Origin of the sequence: Prevotella sp. P2-180 (assembly GCF_002251435.1) — a bacterium.
Classification (GTDB): Bacteria; Bacteroidota; Bacteroidia; order Bacteroidales; family Bacteroidaceae; genus Prevotella.
In genome coordinates this window covers 25,219-43,176 of the sequence record NZ_NPJI01000008.1, presented here as the reverse complement: position 1 = coordinate 43,176, position 17,958 = coordinate 25,219, and the positions used below count along the sequence as shown (strand labels likewise).

General features: G+C 48.0%; 11 protein-coding genes and 1 pseudogene. 3 read left to right on the top strand and 9 right to left on the bottom strand.

Annotation, left to right across the window (positions count from 1 at the left end):
* The 9 genes and pseudogenes from CIK98_RS01035 to CIK98_RS00995 form a co-directional block, all read right to left on the bottom strand.
* Positions 1 to 2,578, bottom strand: a pseudogene (locus CIK98_RS01035) (hypothetical protein); the annotation flags it as partial.
* A gap of 413 nt (positions 2,579 to 2,991) precedes the next feature.
* On the bottom strand, positions 2,992 to 4,491 hold the full coding sequence (locus CIK98_RS01030) for a BACON domain-containing protein (RefSeq protein WP_094382442.1): 1,500 nt from the start codon (positions 4,489 to 4,491) through the stop codon (positions 2,992 to 2,994).
* 16 nt (positions 4,492 to 4,507) lie between these two features.
* Positions 4,508 to 7,780, bottom strand: a complete 3,273-nt coding sequence (locus CIK98_RS01025) for a TonB-dependent receptor (RefSeq protein ID WP_094382441.1) — start codon at positions 7,778 to 7,780, stop codon at positions 4,508 to 4,510.
* 161 nt (positions 7,781 to 7,941) lie between these two features.
* Positions 7,942 to 8,988: a M23 family metallopeptidase gene (locus CIK98_RS01020; protein ID WP_094382440.1), complete on the bottom strand. Its 1,047-nt coding sequence runs from the start codon at positions 8,986 to 8,988 to the stop codon at positions 7,942 to 7,944.
* 35 nt (positions 8,989 to 9,023) lie between these two features.
* Positions 9,024 to 9,809: a peptidoglycan editing factor PgeF gene (pgeF, locus tag CIK98_RS01015; RefSeq protein ID WP_094382439.1), complete on the bottom strand. Its 786-nt coding sequence runs from the start codon at positions 9,807 to 9,809 to the stop codon at positions 9,024 to 9,026.
* A gap of 3 nt (positions 9,810 to 9,812) precedes the next feature.
* Positions 9,813 to 10,985 (bottom strand): GTPase ObgE, encoded by a 1,173-nt coding sequence (gene obgE / locus CIK98_RS01010; protein ID WP_094382438.1) that lies wholly within the window; start codon positions 10,983 to 10,985, stop codon positions 9,813 to 9,815.
* 109 nt (positions 10,986 to 11,094) lie between these two features.
* Complete coding sequence (locus tag CIK98_RS01005) at positions 11,095 to 11,592, bottom strand: hypothetical protein (protein ID WP_141210352.1); 498 nt, start codon at positions 11,590 to 11,592, stop codon at positions 11,095 to 11,097.
* Positions 11,593 to 11,609: 17 nt separating this feature from the next.
* Entirely contained in the window at positions 11,610 to 12,854 is a 1,245-nt protein-coding gene (locus CIK98_RS01000) for a dicarboxylate/amino acid:cation symporter (protein ID WP_253249600.1), read from the bottom strand.
* 322 nt (positions 12,855 to 13,176) lie between these two features.
* A complete protein-coding gene (locus CIK98_RS00995) occupies positions 13,177 to 14,631 on the bottom strand; it encodes an ATP-binding protein (protein WP_094382435.1) in 1,455 nt (484 codons plus the stop codon).
* Between the two features lie 409 nt (positions 14,632 to 15,040).
* Between CIK98_RS00995 and CIK98_RS00990 the strand changes: the two genes are divergently transcribed.
* From CIK98_RS00990 to CIK98_RS00980, 3 genes are all read left to right on the top strand, one after another.
* The gene (locus tag CIK98_RS00990) at positions 15,041 to 15,931 is read left to right on the top strand and encodes an Rpn family recombination-promoting nuclease/putative transposase (RefSeq protein WP_094382434.1); all 891 of its coding nucleotides are present in this window, start codon (positions 15,041 to 15,043) and stop codon (positions 15,929 to 15,931) included.
* A 109-nt stretch (positions 15,932 to 16,040) separates the two neighbouring features.
* On the top strand, positions 16,041 to 17,207 hold the full coding sequence (locus CIK98_RS00985) for an iron-containing alcohol dehydrogenase (protein WP_094382433.1): 1,167 nt from the start codon (positions 16,041 to 16,043) through the stop codon (positions 17,205 to 17,207).
* 139 nt (positions 17,208 to 17,346) lie between these two features.
* Entirely contained in the window at positions 17,347 to 17,841 is a 495-nt protein-coding gene (locus CIK98_RS00980; protein ID WP_216358944.1) for a methylated-DNA--[protein]-cysteine S-methyltransferase, read from the top strand.
* Positions 17,842 to 17,958 lie beyond the last annotated feature (117 nt).

The window sequence follows — 17,958 nt, the reverse complement described above, 5'->3', positions numbered from 1 at the left end:
TATCGTTCGGCACATATACCGCCATGTTTGGCAGCTGCCACAGCGACACGTCGGAATAAGGATCATCAATGCTGATGTTGTAGAAATAGTTCTTCTTCGGGTTTGCTTCGGGGATGGCGTCGAAATAGGCATCCGCTCCTTCCGGCGACTTCGCCTTATAGTGCTTGGCGGAAACAAGCAATGGACGATAGACACCTTGCAGCCAGCCTGTCTTGCCATTGAACTTACTGTTCAATTCCGACTCTGAATCCAACTTTTTGCCACCGTTATTGTTGTCACTCACTCTGTAGTCGGAACATACAAAATAGTTGCCATTTGATTCGTTATTAAGGCCATTGGTGATTCCGTATGTATTTCGGGATCCCATCACGCTTGCCTCCACTTTGACATCAAACGAGGCATAGCAATTGAATATGCCCTCAGGGGATTCTGCCGATGTGTTTACTGTGCTATTGTTGTTATAGAAGGCAATTCCCGCCACATTGTAAGTACTGAACGTTTGTTGCTTGACGACAAACCTTCCCTTGAAATAGCAGTCGTGGATGGAAGAGCCATTGGCAAGTTGGAAGGCGAAGGTTGACGCATAGCCCAACTGGTCCCAAGGCGTATTGAAGGATATCGTGCCCGAAATATAGCAGTTGCTGACCTCTGCCTTATTGCTCTCGTCTCCAACCCTACTTGCGAGTGCCGTGGCATAATTGCCGTCCCAAATGTTGCAGTCAACGAGGGCAAGGTTCTTCACCGTGCCGTACATATATCCGAAGAGGCTCTTGCGCAGGCCTATGATGGCGTGACCGTTGCCGTCTAAATGACCATTGAAAGGCTTTTCATCACTACCGATGCACTCGTTTAGAGTGCCAGTTATACGGATGTCGGAGCCTAACTGTATATACTTACCGCTAAAATCTGTGCCATTATTGACAGCTTCCTTCAGTTTGTTGAGTTCACTCTCCGTATTTATTACGTACGGATTTCCCTCACTTCCATCTCCGTTATAAAATGGGCTGCCGCCGCAGATGACGGGCATGGGGTAGTCTTTAAGGTCGCCCTCAGTGGTTATCCTGCCCCACTGGTTGCCGCCATCGCTCAGAGCGTTCAGCCCGGCGAGAAGCTCATCTCCTTTCAGCTCTTCGGGGGTGATTGACTTGAATTTTATATTTTCGTTTTTGAAATAGAAGCCCTCGTCCTTCACACCGTTTACGTAGGTACAGTATTTTACTCCTTTTGCCCATTCCCAGGCGTCGTCAACATCTTGCTGTGAATCCCCATTATTATAGTCAAGGACTACTGGGTTGTAACCTATAGCGGTATTGCTCTTAATGATGTGGTTGCCTGCCACAATACAGTTTTTCAGCTTTAATCCCTGATACTCAGTATTACTTATCGCCAGTCCAAAAGAGGTGATGAAGGCATTGCCTTTGCTGTCGTCATGAAGATACAGTTCCACATTGGTATATGCAGCACACTGGTCTTTCATGTATGCTTTAACTAATTTTCCTACAGAGCTGAAGGTTCCTATACGTATGCTATACCACTCACGACATCGACTATCCAAGGGTTGCACACGTACCGGGTTGTCAGGCTCACCTACCTTGATGGTTCCGTATGTGGTGCACAGTGTACATCGTCCTGATGTATAAGCAAAGCTGGCCACGTCAAGTGAATGATACTTAGTCTCTCCGATATAGTATTCGCCGTGTGTCTGTATGTCGAAGTCCATGCCAGCCACACAGCCGTATGCATCCCCTATATCTGATCCTATACCATAGACGCCGATGGCGGGAGAGCCTGTAACCTTGAACTTACCTTTGGTAGAGCAGGAATAGAGATTGGTTATGCTTCCATTTCCTAATATTCCGCCTGCATTGACTAAGGATTTTATGTGGAAGGAATGTAGGACGAAGTTGCCGTTGAACGAACATTTGCGGAAAACACCATAATTCATGCTGCTGCCTACCAGGCCGCCAATAGCTACTTTATTCCATGAGTCGTTGCCGGTGTTCGTGACGCACGAGTTCTTGACGTGACAGTTCAGGAGGGTGGCATTGGATGTCTGGCCGGCAATAAAGCCATAAAAGTTGGAACTGTAGGAGTTGGATGCGCGCATATAGCTGTCGGCAATGGTGAGGTTGCGTATTGTGCCCTTGACAACCACGCCGAACAGACCATTGTAATAGTCATTGTCTTCGATAAATAGTCCGGAGATGGTATGGCTATTGCCGTTGAAGTTGCCCTTGAATATATTATCTCTCCCATTATTGCCTATGGGAGTCCATACCTGGAAGTTGCCTGTGTTGCGGTCTGTACAGTCGGCATTGACCAGGTTTTCGTTGAGGGTGATGTCATTGGTCATCACGAAGTGCTTGCCCGAGTAGTCCTCCCCTCCCTCGCGTACCATATAGGCAAGGTTGGCAAGGTCCTGGGCGTTCCTTATCTCGTATGGATTGGAGTATGAGCCGTCGCCGCTGGTAAAAGGGTATGACGGCTTAGAGGTGGGATAAGTCCAAGCATACAACTCAACCTCCCCAGTGAAGAATAGGAGGAGGTAAAGAATACTAATAATTCTATTCAAGTTCATATCGTTATTATTTTAGTTATTGTCAAAAACGCTGCAAAGTTAATGGAAAAAAGGGAAACAGGAATGTCAAAACGGAAAAACAATTTGTCAAAACAGCAAAATGTTTATTAAAAACGCGAAAAAGTTACAAAATCACCGTTATTTTTAATTCAACCTTCACTCTTAATTTTTAATTCTTAATTTCTAAATGCTTTCTTCCCATTCACGATAACCAGCCCTTTGGTCCGCTCATTGCGCCGACGACCGAGCAGGTCGTAGATATATGCTATATGAATAATTGGTGCGAAGATACACTATTTATTCAATATTCACAAGAAATAAAAGGGGAAAAACAGCAAAAGCAATAAAAATCGGCGCCATAACACCTATTAGGGTTATGTCGCCGAAATAATATAGATTAACTAAAGGACGTATTATTCAGCCTTTTTTACGCCGAAGCAAACAGCGTTCTTGCCTTGAGGAGCATTCTTATTTGATGTCTTGATGGTCACTACAGTGATGGTGTCGCCAACAGCGATTGCATTGTCCTTAATGAAGTACTGCTTGTTTTCACCTGTCCAGTCGCCATATACTCCATAGAGATAAACTTTCTCACCTGTCTCATCCTCGATATATACATTGCCATACTTGTCGTTGGCAATCTCCGTTATCTTACCGGTAAGGACATAGAACTTGTCGTTGCTGTCCTCAGCAGCATTGAAGTCGGCAAGTGAGATAGGCTCAGCAGAGGCGCATATTTCCTCGAGCTTTCCACTACCCACCTGAGGTGTACCCTTATATTCGGCATGCTTACCAACGATAGTAACTACATCATTAAGAGCGACTTCGCCAGATGCCTTATAAACATATACCTGACCAGTGTAGTCGCTGATATAGTACTTGCCAGAGGCGGCGTCGTCAACCTTTGTTACAAGACCAGTCAGGCGATACTGTGCATTACCTACCTCTGTGGCAATAAAATCAGCCACGGAAACCGGCACGATGGCACCCTTCTGGGCGATGTCAACCTTAGAAGTGTACTCCTTTTTGCCGTCGGTGGTGGTGAAGGTAATTGTGGTGCTGCGGTCGCCGCCCGTGTTAGGAGCAGCCTTGAACACAACCTCCGTACCGCCGTTTCTGATGGCAGCGATAGAGAGCCAGTCCTTGGCATCCTCAGGAATGTCAACCGACACGCCCTTGCCCTTGCATGATACGTAGGCAGTGAGTTCACCTCCTTCGAGAGGCAGTGTGTTGCCCATTTCTCCAGCCACGTATGTAGAGTCAACTTTGATGAGCGACTTTGTGATGCTGTTCACGGTAACATTCTTAAGTTCTATAGTACCATTGTGGGTAACTCTTGGACCCTCACAGTCCACCACATCACCAACCTCAATACCGAGGGAAGAGAAGTTTTTCTCAGCTCCCTTAGCGTCGAGAGTACCATAAATATACACCTCGCCAGTACCATCGTTGATGTACATGTTTCCGTATGTGGTGTTCTCAATCTTTGTCACAGCACCCTTAATACGGTAGCTGACGTTGTCAGAACCCTTGTTTACTTCAGCACAAGTAGAGACAGCCAGTTCCACCTTCTCTGCCATCTGCATTACCTTCAGCATCTGCTTGTCGCCGTTGCACTCAATAGTGACATACGCCTCATTCGACTTTGAAGTTGCTGGTGCAGTGAAGGTTACGGTAGTATTGCCAGAGCCAGATGTTGGCGACACAGTCACCCATTCAGGTATGTCAGATATAGTCCAATCTCCAGAGGCAGTTACATCTATGCTTGTCGAGCCTCCTTCTGCAGGCAGTGCCACGTAAGAAGAGGTGACACGAACATTGTCGAGATAGCTCACGACATCTTCATCAGAGCAGCTCGTTACAAATGTTGCAAGAGCCGCGATGACCATCGGGAAGAAATATTTCAGTTTCATATTTTTTGTTCTCTTATTAGTTGAAAATGTACTTGATACCGACAGAAGCATACCAGCACTGTCCCACGGCATGATTGAGGGTCCATGTCTGAGTATTACCGTTGATGGCTTCTGGTGTAGAGAATGTAGCATATCCTTGCTTGTCAACGCCCTCATACTTCAGGATTCGTGGGTCAGAACCAATCTCCGGATTGAGATACTTGCTCACGCCCCACTTCGAGTTGAAGAGGTTGAGTACATTCTTCACGTCGCAGCTGAGCTGAAGGGTATGCTTTGTTCTTCCCACATTGAGTGTAAAGTCATGCTTGTAGCTTATGTCAACACGATGAACCCATGGGTTGTAGAGGCTGTATGCCTCTGCATATTCGCCCTGGTGCTTGCTCAGATAGCCGTCATTGTGCACGAAGTCCATAAAGCGGGTCTTGTCGTCTTCTGACACGAAGCGGAACTCGCCGTTGGCAACCTGCTGGTCTGTTGGTATATACAGTGCATCGTAGTTATAGCCGTCACCGTTGATGTCATTCATCATCATGTACGAGTAGTTGTAGCCGCCGCGCCATGTCTCGTAGATAAGGCTCAAGTGGTTGCCGTGGCTGTCGTTGTTGGTTACGGAGAAGACGAATCGGTCTGGTGTCACGTTCTGTGAGTTATGGAGGTGCATGTTGTTAGGACCTTCCACTGTTGACACATAGTTGAGCACCGATGCTGCATTTGAGCCAGGGAGGCTGGTCACTTCCTTGCTTACAGAGTGAGTGTAGGCAGCCATAAGGCTAAGCCACTCAAATGGTTGCGCGTTAAGTTGGATGCTTGCCGACCATCCGTAGCCTCGGCTAGTGTTCTCAAGCACGTATGCGCTCTGCAGGGTCTGGAATCCCTTAGGGAATATGGCGCGGTTGTCGGCACCGTTCAGTCGTGGGAAATTAGTCACGTCAGGCACTGCCCAGTCTTTGATCATGGCAGCATTGAGAGTCTTGTTGTAGATATACTCTCCTGTGATGGTGAACGGGAATGACACTGGCAGCTGGTAGTCGATAGCTATTGAAGACTTCCACACCTGTGGCATCTTGAAATCGGGATCAACGCCGCAAATGGTTGAAGGTATTGCTCCTTCTTCAGGAGTGATGGTAGTTGGGAATCCCATAGATATGATTTTGTCGCGCAGGGCTGCGATAGAGGCGTTGCCGTTGGCATCGGTAACAAGACCTCCTTCAAACTGGCTCATGTCGACTTTGGTTCCCTTTACTCCTGTTGCATTGAGCTGTGCCTGATACTGCACCATACCACCGTTTGTAGGCATATTGGTGAAGAACACGAGCGGCAGACGACCCTGGAAGAGTCCGGTACCTCCGCGTACCTTAAGGCTTCTGTCGCCGAGTACGTCCCATGTGAATCCTACACGTGGAGATATGGAGAATCGTGAGTCAGGCCATTTTCCTGTGTCAACGTGGCGGCCAAAGTAGTCAAGTTCGAGCACGGCGTTGTTGGTCATCAGGTCGGCGTTGTCGAAGAACAATCCGTCGAAACGTATTCCCGCCGTGAGTTTGAAGTTGTCGGTGGCGTTCCACTCGTCTTGTGCATAGAAGCCGAGTTTGTTGAATGTCACTCGTGCAGCAGGACTCGACTCGCCATTGTAGCCATAGGTGAGACATACGATTTCAGGAGCGGCACCGTTGATGAAGTCGTCAACACTGTTGTAACGATAGTAGCCAGTACCGTTTCGCATATACTGGTTGTCGGCCATTTGGTGTTCATAGCTTACGCCACCCATGAGTTTGTGGTTGCCGAGATAGAAGGTCACGTCATCCTTCACGTTCCACACTGTGTTGTGTACGGCGTTGTTATATGTAAACAGCTCATAGCCAAGAGCTATGTAGTTGTTAGTGTCGCCCGAACCATCAAGAATGTCGATGAAGGGGAATTCGGAAGAGTCAGTTCCACGCACGTCGTCGAGTTTAGAGAAAGTAGCGAGGAACTGGTTTGATATATTGTCGCCGAAGCGGCTGTTCAGGTCGAATGACAAAGAGTGTACGAGATTCTTTATCGAGTACATTGAGTTGGCATACGACATTGCATACTGCGATGTACGTGCATAAGCCGAACGCGAACCACCGTCCATTGAAGAAGCGTTTGGTGCACTCCAGTTGGTGTTGTTGGTATGGTTGTAACGCAGCGCGAGGTGATGGTTGTCGTTGATGTTCCAGTCGATGCGGGCAAGAATCTTGTAGTTTTTCTCGTCAGCCGGGAAACTGGTCCAAGAGCCTGTGTCATATCCGTACTTGTTCTTCACATGCTCGCTCACTCGCTGAAGGTCGTATTCCGTACACTTGGAAATGAAGTTGTCGGCATCGGCAACACCATCTTGCGAAGCTCTCCAGCGGTTAGCAATGGTTGGAGTCTTAATATACTCTCCATTGGCGAAGAAGAATAGCTTGTCCTTGATGATTGGTCCGCCGAGGGTGAAACCGTATGTGGTCTGCTGGTCTTTCTCACGGGCACTCTGTATCTGCTCGCGGTCCACGGCGTCGCCACGCATGTTTTCGTTTCTGTGATAAACATACGCAGTACCCTTAAATGTGTTGGTACCCGACTTGGTCACGGCATTCACTCCACCACCGATGAAGTTTGTCTGACGCACGTCGAATGGCGAGATGACCACCTGGAGTTCCTCGATGGCATCAAGTGAGATTGGATTGCCACCACCAGGGAGAGCCGATGAAAGACCGAAGTTGTTGTTGAAGTCGGCACCATCTACTGTGAAGTTTGCCGTACGTCCGTCAGACCCCTGGAATGTCATTCCGTTACCTCCGTAAGGAGAGAGGCGCGTAACGTCGGTAATAGAGCGGCTGACAGTAGGCAGAGCCGTGATTTGTGCGCTTGTGACGTTGGTCGATGCTCCCATCTTCTCGATGTTGAGCTTTGTTGCCTTTCCCTTTACCACCACTTCGCCGAGCACCTGTGAGTCCTCTCTCATGGTCGTATTGAGGTTGTAGGTCTCACCAAGCTGGAGGACAACGCCCTGCACCTTCTTGGTCTCAAAGCCAATGTAGCTTATGGTCACCTCGTAAGGTCCACCAGAGCGCATACCATTGATGTTGAACTGACCTTTTGCGTTTGTTACTGCCACATACTTTGTGCCTGAAGGAGTGTGAACGGCTTCCACCGTAGCGCCGATGACGTCATCTCCGTCAGCCGACACTCTACCAGACAACCCAGACGTAGTAACCTGTGCCACCACCGACGATACCATCAGCATGAGTGTGGCGATTAGGAAGTACAATCTCTTTTGCATAAGAAATTTGAATGTTAAAAAATTAATACCTAATACCTATTTCCGGAGGCTTTTTGACTGCCTGCCAGATATATCGGGTGCAAATTTAACTAAATATTCTGATATATGTGTTACATAAGTGTTAAAACATGAATATACATACGCTTTTTTATCTATTTTATCTACTTATTCCTCAGTTTCCCTGTTTTCTGGAACGATTTGTACACATCTTCCTTCACTTTGTGTGCATTATGATCGAAGAGTGTCGAGGGGTTTACGGCACGACCGTTCAGCCTAAGTTCGAAATGCAGGTGGGCTGTTGAGGCACGGCCTGTCTGTCCGGTGAGGGCAATCACCTGTCCGGCCTTCACCTTGTCGCCCACACTGACCAGATTCTTCGAGTTGTGGCTGTACCATGTCTCCAGTCCGTTCTTGTGTTTGATTTTTATGAGGTTGCCATAGGCTGCATAGCGTTGCGACATGGTCACCTCACCATCGAATGCCGCAAAAATGTCGTCGTTAGGTTTTGTCTTTATGTCCACTCCAGAGTGCATTCGTCCTCCTCGCTTACCGTAAGCGCTTATCACCTTTGCGTCGGGCAGCGGATAGAAAGCCTGTTCGGTGGCTTTTCCCGTTTTCTGGTTTCCACCCACAACAATTGTTTCCACGTTTTTCCCCTTCAACTTAAACATCAGCGTCCGCCTTGTGAGCTTATGGCTTTTGGGGAATACTAACATTTCGGGGTTCAACCGTCCACCGTTGACCATTATATAAAAGGTGAGAAACGTACGTCCGTTTTCTCCACCTACAATGGCGATGGTCTGTCCGGCCTCCACCTTGTCGCCCACCTTCACAAGGTTCTCGGCGTTGCGTGCATATACAGTCTCAAGTCCGTTGTCGTGGCGCACTACAATTACGTTGCCATGTCCTGCAATATGCTTTGCGAGTCTTACCTTTCCATCAAACATAGCTTTCACGGCATCGCCTTTCTGCGAAGAGATTTCCATTTCGGTGCCATTCACTATTATAGCCTTTCCCACTGGCAGCGGGAAGGAGAAATCGGATGTACGGTAAGCGCCAAAGTCGATGGTGAAAGCGTCCGAATGGTCAAACAGTCCTGGGGTTTCGATGCTTATCTGCTGGCGTTCGAGTGCAGTAAACTCGTCCTTCACTGCTGAGGTAAGGACGATTATCACTGTATATATATATAATAGGTATCGTATTTTCATTATTCTTTTTTATAAGTAGTGAGGAGTGGGAAATGTTATGGGAGTAGTGCTCCGGTAAATATTCTGCCACTGTTTATTCCTTGTCTCCGTGCTGAGAAGAAGTCTGCATTTTCATTATAGGTGCATATTGGACTCACGATTATTGCCTCCGGTTTCACGCCGAGTTCCACGAGTTGCAGTCGGTTGCATTCCTTAAGGTCGATGTGCCATTTGCCCCGAACAAATCCCGTAACCATCTCGAAACCAGCCTGGCGGAACTGTTCGTACACTTCCATTCCCACTTCAAAGGCATCGAACGATATTCCCGGCCCTATGACGCAACGCAAGTCCTGTGGCTCACTCTTATATGCCACGGCCATAGCCTTGACCGCCTTCTCTACTATTCGTGCCACAGTTCCCCGCCATCCAGCATGAACCACTGCCACTGCATGATGCGGCTCGTCATATATAATAATAGGTATACAGTCGGCTGTTGACACTCCGATGCAGATGCCGCTTTCGTTGGTCATTACGGCATCCACCCCTTCGAGAATCATCCGTCTGATGTTGTCGGGCAGGCATATGAAGTCAGCTGCAATCTGCCTCACCTCCACTCCGTGGGTCTGGTGTGGCATTACAAGATGCGCCTCGTCTATTCCTAATTCGTCACACAACGCCCTTCGGTTGACTGCAATATTCTCCGCCAAGTCGCCGCAATACTCGTTTATGTTAAACTCCGCATATTCCCCTTGGCTCACTCCTCCATGGCGTGTAGTAGAGAAAAATACCGCTTCGCCCTCTTTATAATAGTGCAACCGTGGTACGAATTCCTCATTCTTCATTCTTCACTCTTCATTTTCTTCTTCTTCGTACTCAAAGTCGTCGAGTTCGTCAATATCCTCAACGTCAATATATTCAATATCCTCGTCCTCGCCTTCTTCCTCCATCTCTGCGGCAAATCGGGTCATGTCCTTGTCGCGGTGAACGATGATGTCCTCCTGCGTGATGGCCTGCAACTTGTTGCTTTCGCTGTTGAGTTCCTTCCACAGCAAGTCTTTCAGTTCTGTCAGTCCCATATTTGCCACCGACGAAATGAACACCACCGGCAGATCGTCGGGCAGTGTCTCTTTGAGCATCTCTATGAGTTCCTCGTCCAGCAGGTCGCATTTCGTCACTGCCAGCACGCGATGCTTGTCGAGCAGGTCGGGATTGAAGTTGCGTAGCTCGTTGAGAAGTATCTCATATTCCTTTTTTATGTCGTCGGTGTCGCCGGGCACCATGAATAGCAGCAGTGAGTTGCGCTCGATGTGTCTTAGGAAACGTAGTCCCAGTCCCTTTCCTTCGCTCGCACCCTCAATGATGCCAGGAATGTCAGCCATCACAAACGACTTATGGTCGCGGTAGCCAACGATGCCGAGAGATGGTTCAAGCGTGGTGAACGGATAGTTGGCTATCTTTGGCCTTGCGCTCGAGAGAGCGGAGAGCAGTGTCGACTTGCCGGCATTCGGAAATCCCACGAGTCCCACATCGGCCAGTAGCTTAAGCTCGAGAATGATGGTCATCTCCTGCATCGGCTCTCCAGGCTGTGCATAGCGTGGAGCCTGGTTGGTGGCTGTTCGGAACTGGAAGTTTCCCAGTCCGCCTCGTCCTCCCTTCAGCAGCAGCACCTCCTGTCCGTCGTAAGCCACGTCGCATACATATTTTCCTGTCTCGGCGTTATATACCACCGTACCGCATGGCACGTCTATGTAAACGTCCTTTCCGTCGGTTCCGTGACATTTGTCTCGTCCGCCGTTACCTCCATGTTCAGCAAAAATGTGGCGTTCATATTTCAGGTGGAGCAGTGTCCAGTAGTTATGGTTGCCTCTAAGATAGATGCTTCCACCCTTACCGCCGTCGCCTCCGTCAGGTCCGCCGTTGGGATTGTATTTCACATGACGCAAGTGCATCGACCCTTTGCCGCCCTTTCCCGAGCGGCAATATATCTTCACATAATCAACGAAATTCGATTCTGCCATTATAAAAATTGTTTTTGGTGCATTTGGAGTGCAAAGTTAGTGTAAATTGGACACAATACAAAATAAAAAAAGATTTTTTATGTTTTTTCTTTCACAACACAATGTCACATTAATCCCAAATCTGTTGGTCAATGATAAACCATTTAGCCACAGCCGACACAAAAGGCTCATAGTCCTCGTCGTTGGCAATGCCGTCGAGCTTTGGCAACATGCTCAGTATCGTAGAGGTTGTCCTTTTCCATTTGTGACCCTCAAAATGCCCCTCTCTCCTCACCTTCTTTACGACATCCTGCACCAAAGGCGCAATACGCTCCGTGACCATTCTGTCGAGAGTAGCCGCATATTCCATATTCTTTAGTTTCCGGTTTCTCTTCAGGTCTTGGTTTTGCCTCGCCATGTCCTCGTCGGCCATGAGACACAAGCGCGATGCCTTTAGCGAGAGCGACAGTATGTCGAACGTAAGTTCCTGTGTGCCATAGTCGTCCCATGCGCCGATAAGCATGTCCCACATGGCGATGAAAGATTTCATCTGCCTGTCAAACATTTCGTAGCTGAACACCGACGCGATGTCCTCGTAGTCAACAGTCATCGTTTGTTCTATTTCCATATTCCCAACTCCATTTTTCATACGTCACTACCCTTCGCCTTTATGTCGCGCTCGGTCATTGCCGCAACACAGGAGTCTGACCATACGTTCTCGGCAGTCTCTATCATGTCGATGATGGTATAGACAGGGAGGATAATGCCCATGATGGCAACCGGTGCTCCTATTCCCGACATCAACGAAAGGGTGAGGAAAAAGCAGCCCATGGGCACTCCGGCATTGCCTATTGCCGACATCACCGAGATGACAAGCCACAAGAGCATGACGGGAAGGGTGAGCTGAAACCCTCCATTCTGCATCACGAAGAGCGAAGTGACAAGGATGAATGCCGCACAACCGTTCATATTTACCGTAGTACAAATGGGCAATACAAAACGCGCCACACGCTGGCTGACTCCAAGCCGCTTCTCAGAAGTCTCCATGGTGACAGGCAGCGTGGCGGCGGAACTCTTGGTGAACAACGCCATAAGCACTGCCGGCATCATCTTCGACAAGACATGCACCGGATTGAGTCCGCGAGCGAGGAGGAACAGAGGCAGCACGACGAAAAACTGCAGGCAGTTGCCACCCACGATGACAAGGATATATTTGCCGAGCGAATCGGCAGCCACTCCAGCGGTCATCTGCGAAGCCAGTTGTGCCGAGAAGGCGAGAATGCCCAAGGGCAGTGTCCATATAAGCCAATGAATAAGATGAAACAGCAATTCCTGAAGGCCGAAAAGCAACTTCAGCACTGCCTCTACACCCTCGGTGCGCTTCATCCTCGACAAAGCCATTCCCACGGCAAAGGCAATGAGGATGAGCGAGAGCACATTACCTTCGAGGAAGGGGCGCACGATATTATTGGGCACAACAGAAAGGAAGTGCTCGCTATAGGACGTCTCAGCGACACCTATGGATTCACCTACATCGCCCACCCCCTTGGTCAGTTCGGCTGGCAGATTGCCCGGAGCCACAATGATAAAGAGCAGCAATCCCACAGCTGCTGCAGAAACAGTGGTGAGGACAGTGTATTTAAGAGCTGTACGGAAGATACGCCCCGAGTCCTTCTGTCCGCCGAGTGTTGACAGTGTGGTGATTACGGCAAGTACGATGGTGGGCACAGCCAACAGCTGGAACAGTCGGGTATATACACTTGCTATAAACTCCATTACGGAGTCAATCCATCCGACGTGTACCATACCGACGGCAGCACCCGCTACGAGAGCTCCTGTCCATAGCAACATCTGTCGGTGCTGTGATTTCTTGTTTTTGCTTGTTGTCATAATCATTTGAAAATTTCTGCAAAGATAAATAATAACTTTGCAATATTTGCAACTTTTCGCAAAAAAATAACAGAAATTCTTTAACTTCCCTACTTGGCAACCTAATCTCCCGAAACCGCCTTCGCCTTACATGTCTTCCAACGAAAATGCGTGAACAGAAAGATTATACTTGCCGAAACAGTCTTTAGGCAGGGCATTCATCTTGTCTTTGAGCTTTGGTATGCTTATCTTTCTCGAGGGTGATTGGGGGATTTTTCTTATCATCTACAAAGGTACAAAATATCTATCACATTGAGGAATAGATAGTTGTGAATGGTTTTTATTACTTGAACAGGTCTTCCATAGTAACTTCATTGCCCACGATGCCGTTGTGAATGCCGTTTGCCACTCCAAACGTGGTGACAAAGGTGGAGACCAATGACTTGCGGGTCTTGGTCTTCTCCCTGAATATCTGAATGCGATGGCGCACCTTTTTCTCATATTCGCCGGTGATTATGTATTCTTCGGTACTGAATTTCATTTCACACAAATTGATTACTTGGTCGCCCCTGTCTATTACAAGGTCTATCTGGGCACCTTCTTCGCCATCGGAGGATTGTGGACGAGGGACGTATCTCCATGATGAGGCACTTGTGGATATGCCGTCGATGCCTAACTTGCGACGAATCTGGGGAAGATGGGTGAGGCACACTAACTCAAAGGTTGTTCCCTGCCATGATGCCACAGAACGGGAATTGTAGTTGTGAAGCCACCATTCCTCGTCTTTGGTATCTGAGGACTCGATGAATTTCAAGTAAAACAAGGTGTAGAAGTCAACGAGACGATAGATGGTGCCCTTCGACTTATTGCCAAATTGGGAGTAGGACAGAACGAAATCACATCTTTCGAGATTATTCAATATTGTGGTGAGGCGGGAGCCAGTGATGCCTGTGGATTTCTGTACTTCTGAATATGTCATCCCTTCCTTGTTATTGTTCAATAGTTTTACTACCACAAGATATTTTCCTGAGTTGCTGAAAATTGCTGTGTAAAGTTCGTCAAACTCTGTTTTCAGCTCGCTGTTCTTGCGGAAAAACAGATGGTTGATGTTGTTGATTAGAGTCTTGCCGGGGTCTAACAGACTAAGATAAAAAGGAATGCCGCCCATTGACATATACAGCTGTAAAATCTGGTATTTGCTCCAGCTGAATCCTCGGCTTTGCAAATATTCTTCGGTTTCCCGTAGAGTGAATGGCCGAACATATATGTTATTTGTTATACGGGCATGAAGTCCACCTGGATTTTTCACCAGTTTGTCCATCATCCATGATGAAGCCGAACCGCTTGCCACAAGCACAATATCGTTGCGACGTGCTCCCCATGCATTCCAAAATCCCTCTAATGCCTCTACAAATTCCGACTGTGGGGTGTCAATCCATGGCATCTCATCTATGAAGACAACTTTTTTCCTGTCTTCGTCAAGCGACTCAAGATATGTCTCCAAGGCATCGAAGGCGTCAAACCAGTCGCTAAAGACAGGTTGCTTGGGCATTGCGGCATGCTTTTTCAGTGATTTGGCAAAGGCACGCAATTGTTTTGCCATTGCCTGATTGTTTCTTCCGACAAAGGAAAAATCGTATTCTCCATCAAAAAATCTATCTACCAAGAATGTCTTTCCTACTCGGCGTCTGCCATACACTATGACAAACTCCGACCTGTCGGACTCCATGCATCGCCTAAGCTCTGCCATTTCCATTTCTCGGCCTATAATCTTTTGTTGCTTCTTGTTTGTTGCCATGATCGCTCATTTTTAAAATCTGTGCAAATATAGGCAGAAAAGCCGAAATATGCAAGCTTTTTGTACTAAATCTCACTTTTTTCATGCGATTTAGTACAAAAAGGTGGCATAAACGGGATTGGCGGTGGAACCAAATAACTGTCCCCTGTCCCGCATGTAAAAACTACCGAACGCCAGTCATTGTAGGGTCTTACTTTATGTAAGACCGCCAGGGTTCATGGGCCAGGTACATTGACTCTTTATGGTCGATGAACCTGTCTCTATGATTCTTCAAGCACAACAACCTGGAGGGCAGGAAACGACATCTGCATAAAGAAATAAATAAATCTTAATCTGCAAAAATTCCGATGATTTATTTGCTGATTTAATATAAAAGTTGTATTTTTGCAGAAAAAAATATATTTGTGGTATGAATGGAATAGAAGAAAGATACATCAGCCTGCTTACCGACTTCGGTTTTAAGCGCATATTCGGCACTGCCCCCAACAAGGACTTGCTGATAAATTTCCTTAATAGCCTGTTCGCCGGCAAAGAGGTTATTAAGGACGTGAAGTATCTTAACACCGAGCATTTCGGCGACAACGCCTCGGCGCGCAAGGCCATCTTCGACGTGTATTGCGAGGGCGAGGATGGCGAGAAGTTCATCGTCGAGATGCAGAATGCCTATCAGGACTTCTTCAAGGACCGCTCCCTTTTTTATTCCACGTTCCCCATCCGCGAGCAAGCCAAGAAAAGCGCCGACTGGGACTTCAAACTCTCCCGCGTTTATACCGTAGCGCTGTTGAACTTCGACATGAAGGAGGAGGCTTTCGACAAGAAGGAGATAACCCACACCGTGAAACTCTGCGACATCAAGACCAACAAGGTGTTCTACAAGAAGCTCGACTTCATATACGTTGAGATTGCCAAGTTCAAGAAGAAGGAGGACGAGTTGGAGACGCTCTACGACAAGTGGCTCTTCGTGTTGAAGAACCTTTACAAGTTGGAGCGCCGCCCCAAGGCGTTGCGCGACAAGGTGTTCGACCGTCTGTTCAAGGAGGCCGAGATAGCCACGTTCACTCCCGAGGAACTGCGTGAATACGAGGACAGCCTCAAGGCCTACCGCGACATCAAGAATTCCATTGACACGGCGAGGAGGGAAGGTCACATGGAAGGTCGCGTGGAAGGGGAAGCTCAAGAAAAGAATGCCACAATCAAGAGATTGTTGGCATCCGGCGCATCTGTAGATATTATTGCCATAGCAACAGGTCTGCCCCATGATGAGGTAAAACACCTTATCGTCGAGATTTCAAAAGAATGATAAATGCAGCATATATATGGCTACTTCTTTTCGGGACACTGACCTGTCCCCTGTCCCGACAAATTTGCAGGCAGAAACAATTATATGCTTGAACAATAATATATAAGACATGAGGAACTTTGATTATCAAACACCCACGCGGCTGATCTTCGGCAAAGGCGTGGTGGAAAAGAAACTGAAAAGCGTTATGGAGAAGTTTGGCAAGCGAGTGCTAATCACCTATGGTGGCGGTAGCATCAAGCGCAGCGGACTTTACGACCAGGTGCTGCAAATCCTTGAAGACAAGGAGATATACGAGTTGCCAGGCATTGAGCCTAACCCGAAGTTCAATCCCAGCGTGCTCGACGGAGTGCGGATATGCAAGGAGAAGGACATCGACGTGATACTTGCCGTGGGCGGAGGCAGTGTGCTCGACTGCACAAAGGCTATTGCCGGCGCAGCCTGTTCCGACGCCGACCCTTGGGACATAGTAACGGGCAAGGCACCGACCCTCAAGGCTATACCTATTGTTGACATCATAACCCTCGCAGCCACCGGATCGGAATATGACTCTGGAGGCGTAATCTCGCGCACCGAGACAAACGACAAGCTCGCCTATTTCTCGCCATTGGTGTTCCCTGCCGTATCGTTCATCGACCCTTCTTACACCTTCACCCTGCCAGTGAAGCAGACTCTTGCAGGCGTTGCCGACTGTATCAACCACATTATGGAACAGTACTTCTGCGGCGAGCATATCATGATGAACGACGCATTCATGGAGGGAGCCGTGAAGTCGTTGGTGAAGAACGTGAGGATTGTGCTTGGCGAGCCGGACAACTACAATGCCCGCGCAGAGATATTCTATGCCACCACACTTGGCTGCAACGGCATCTACTCTTTAGGCAACTCCGAGAGCGGCTGGCCAATGCACGCCATAGAGCACGCCCTCTCAGGCCATTACGACATCACCCATGGTGAAGGCCTTGCCATCGTCACTCCACGCTGGATGCGCCATATTCTCAACAACACAACCGGCGAGCTTCACGACCAGGTGGTGGAGCGCATCACGTCGTTTGGAAAGAATGTGTTTGGCACATCCACTCCCGAAGAGAGCATACAGGCAATACATGAGTTTTATGAGAGCATCGGCATCCCGATGACACTCCGCGAGGTTGGCATCGACGACAGCCGCATCGGCGAGATGGCCCGTCACATAGCCGACAACGAAGGACTTGACAATGCGTGGGTTCCGCTTCACGAGGAAGACATTGCCGCAATACTGCGCGACTGTCTATAAAAAACCGTCACACACCATGGCATAATTGGTGTGTGACTTATAATTTTATAACTATTATTATTTCTGTTGGAAAAAAGTTGTAGATGACCACCTCATCGAGGTAAACTTTGTGAAACACCCAATAAACAAATGAAACAACATGGTTGATAATAAGAAATACGTTGATATGGTATCGTCTCCATGGGGATACTTGATACTTACGGCCGACGAAGAATCCCTTATTTCGTGTACATGGACCGATATGTGCCATGAGGAATATTGCGAGGAATGCGGTAAGCAATCGGAATACGAGCAACCGGAATGTATCAAGGCAGCCAAGCAGCAATTGGAAGAATATTTTTGTGGCAAACGCAAGACATTTGACTTGCCATTAAGACTGTGCGGCACAGACTTCCAGACTTCCGTGTGGCGTCAACTCAGATTGATACCCTATGGTTCAACCATATCTTATTCCTACCTTGCCTCCATCATAGGCAATCCAAAAGCAGCAAGAGCAGTTGCACAAGCCTGTCATTGCAATCCGTTTGCCGTCATAATTCCCTGCCATCGTGTAATAGGCAGCAATGGCAGTCTTACGGGATATGCAGCTGGATTGAAGCGCAAACAAGGATTGCTCGACATCGAGAGAGGGTAGACATACGACGGTGTCAATACAACCATACAACAGCAAAGATAACAACAAGTAATGCCTTTTTCTTACAAAATCCAATATATTATAAAGGAATAATTGAAGTTTTTCGGGTATTATGCA

Excerpts from the sequence above, each read along its gene's own strand:
- CIK98_RS01030 (WP_094382442.1), bottom strand. The coding sequence starts at position 4,491 with ATGAAACTGAAATATTTCTTCCCGATGGTCATCGCGGCTCTTGCAACA.
- CIK98_RS01025 (WP_094382441.1), bottom strand. The coding sequence starts at position 7,780 with ATGCAAAAGAGATTGTACTTCCTAATCGCCACACTCATGCTGATGGTA.
- CIK98_RS01020 (WP_094382440.1), bottom strand. The coding sequence starts at position 8,988 with ATGAAAATACGATACCTATTATATATATATACAGTGATAATCGTCCTT.
- pgeF (WP_094382439.1), bottom strand. The coding sequence starts at position 9,809 with ATGAAGAATGAGGAATTCGTACCACGGTTGCACTATTATAAAGAGGGC.
- obgE (WP_094382438.1), bottom strand. The coding sequence starts at position 10,985 with ATGGCAGAATCGAATTTCGTTGATTATGTGAAGATATATTGCCGCTCG.
- CIK98_RS01005 (WP_141210352.1), bottom strand. The coding sequence starts at position 11,592 with ATGGAAATAGAACAAACGATGACTGTTGACTACGAGGACATCGCGTCG.
- CIK98_RS01000 (WP_253249600.1), bottom strand. The coding sequence starts at position 12,854 with ATGACAACAAGCAAAAACAAGAAATCACAGCACCGACAGATGTTGCTA.
- CIK98_RS00995 (WP_094382435.1), bottom strand. The coding sequence starts at position 14,631 with ATGGCAACAAACAAGAAGCAACAAAAGATTATAGGCCGAGAAATGGAA.
- CIK98_RS00990 (WP_094382434.1), top strand. The coding sequence starts at position 15,041 with ATGAATGGAATAGAAGAAAGATACATCAGCCTGCTTACCGACTTCGGT.
- CIK98_RS00985 (WP_094382433.1), top strand. The coding sequence starts at position 16,041 with ATGAGGAACTTTGATTATCAAACACCCACGCGGCTGATCTTCGGCAAA.
- CIK98_RS00980 (WP_216358944.1), top strand. The coding sequence starts at position 17,347 with ATGGTTGATAATAAGAAATACGTTGATATGGTATCGTCTCCATGGGGA.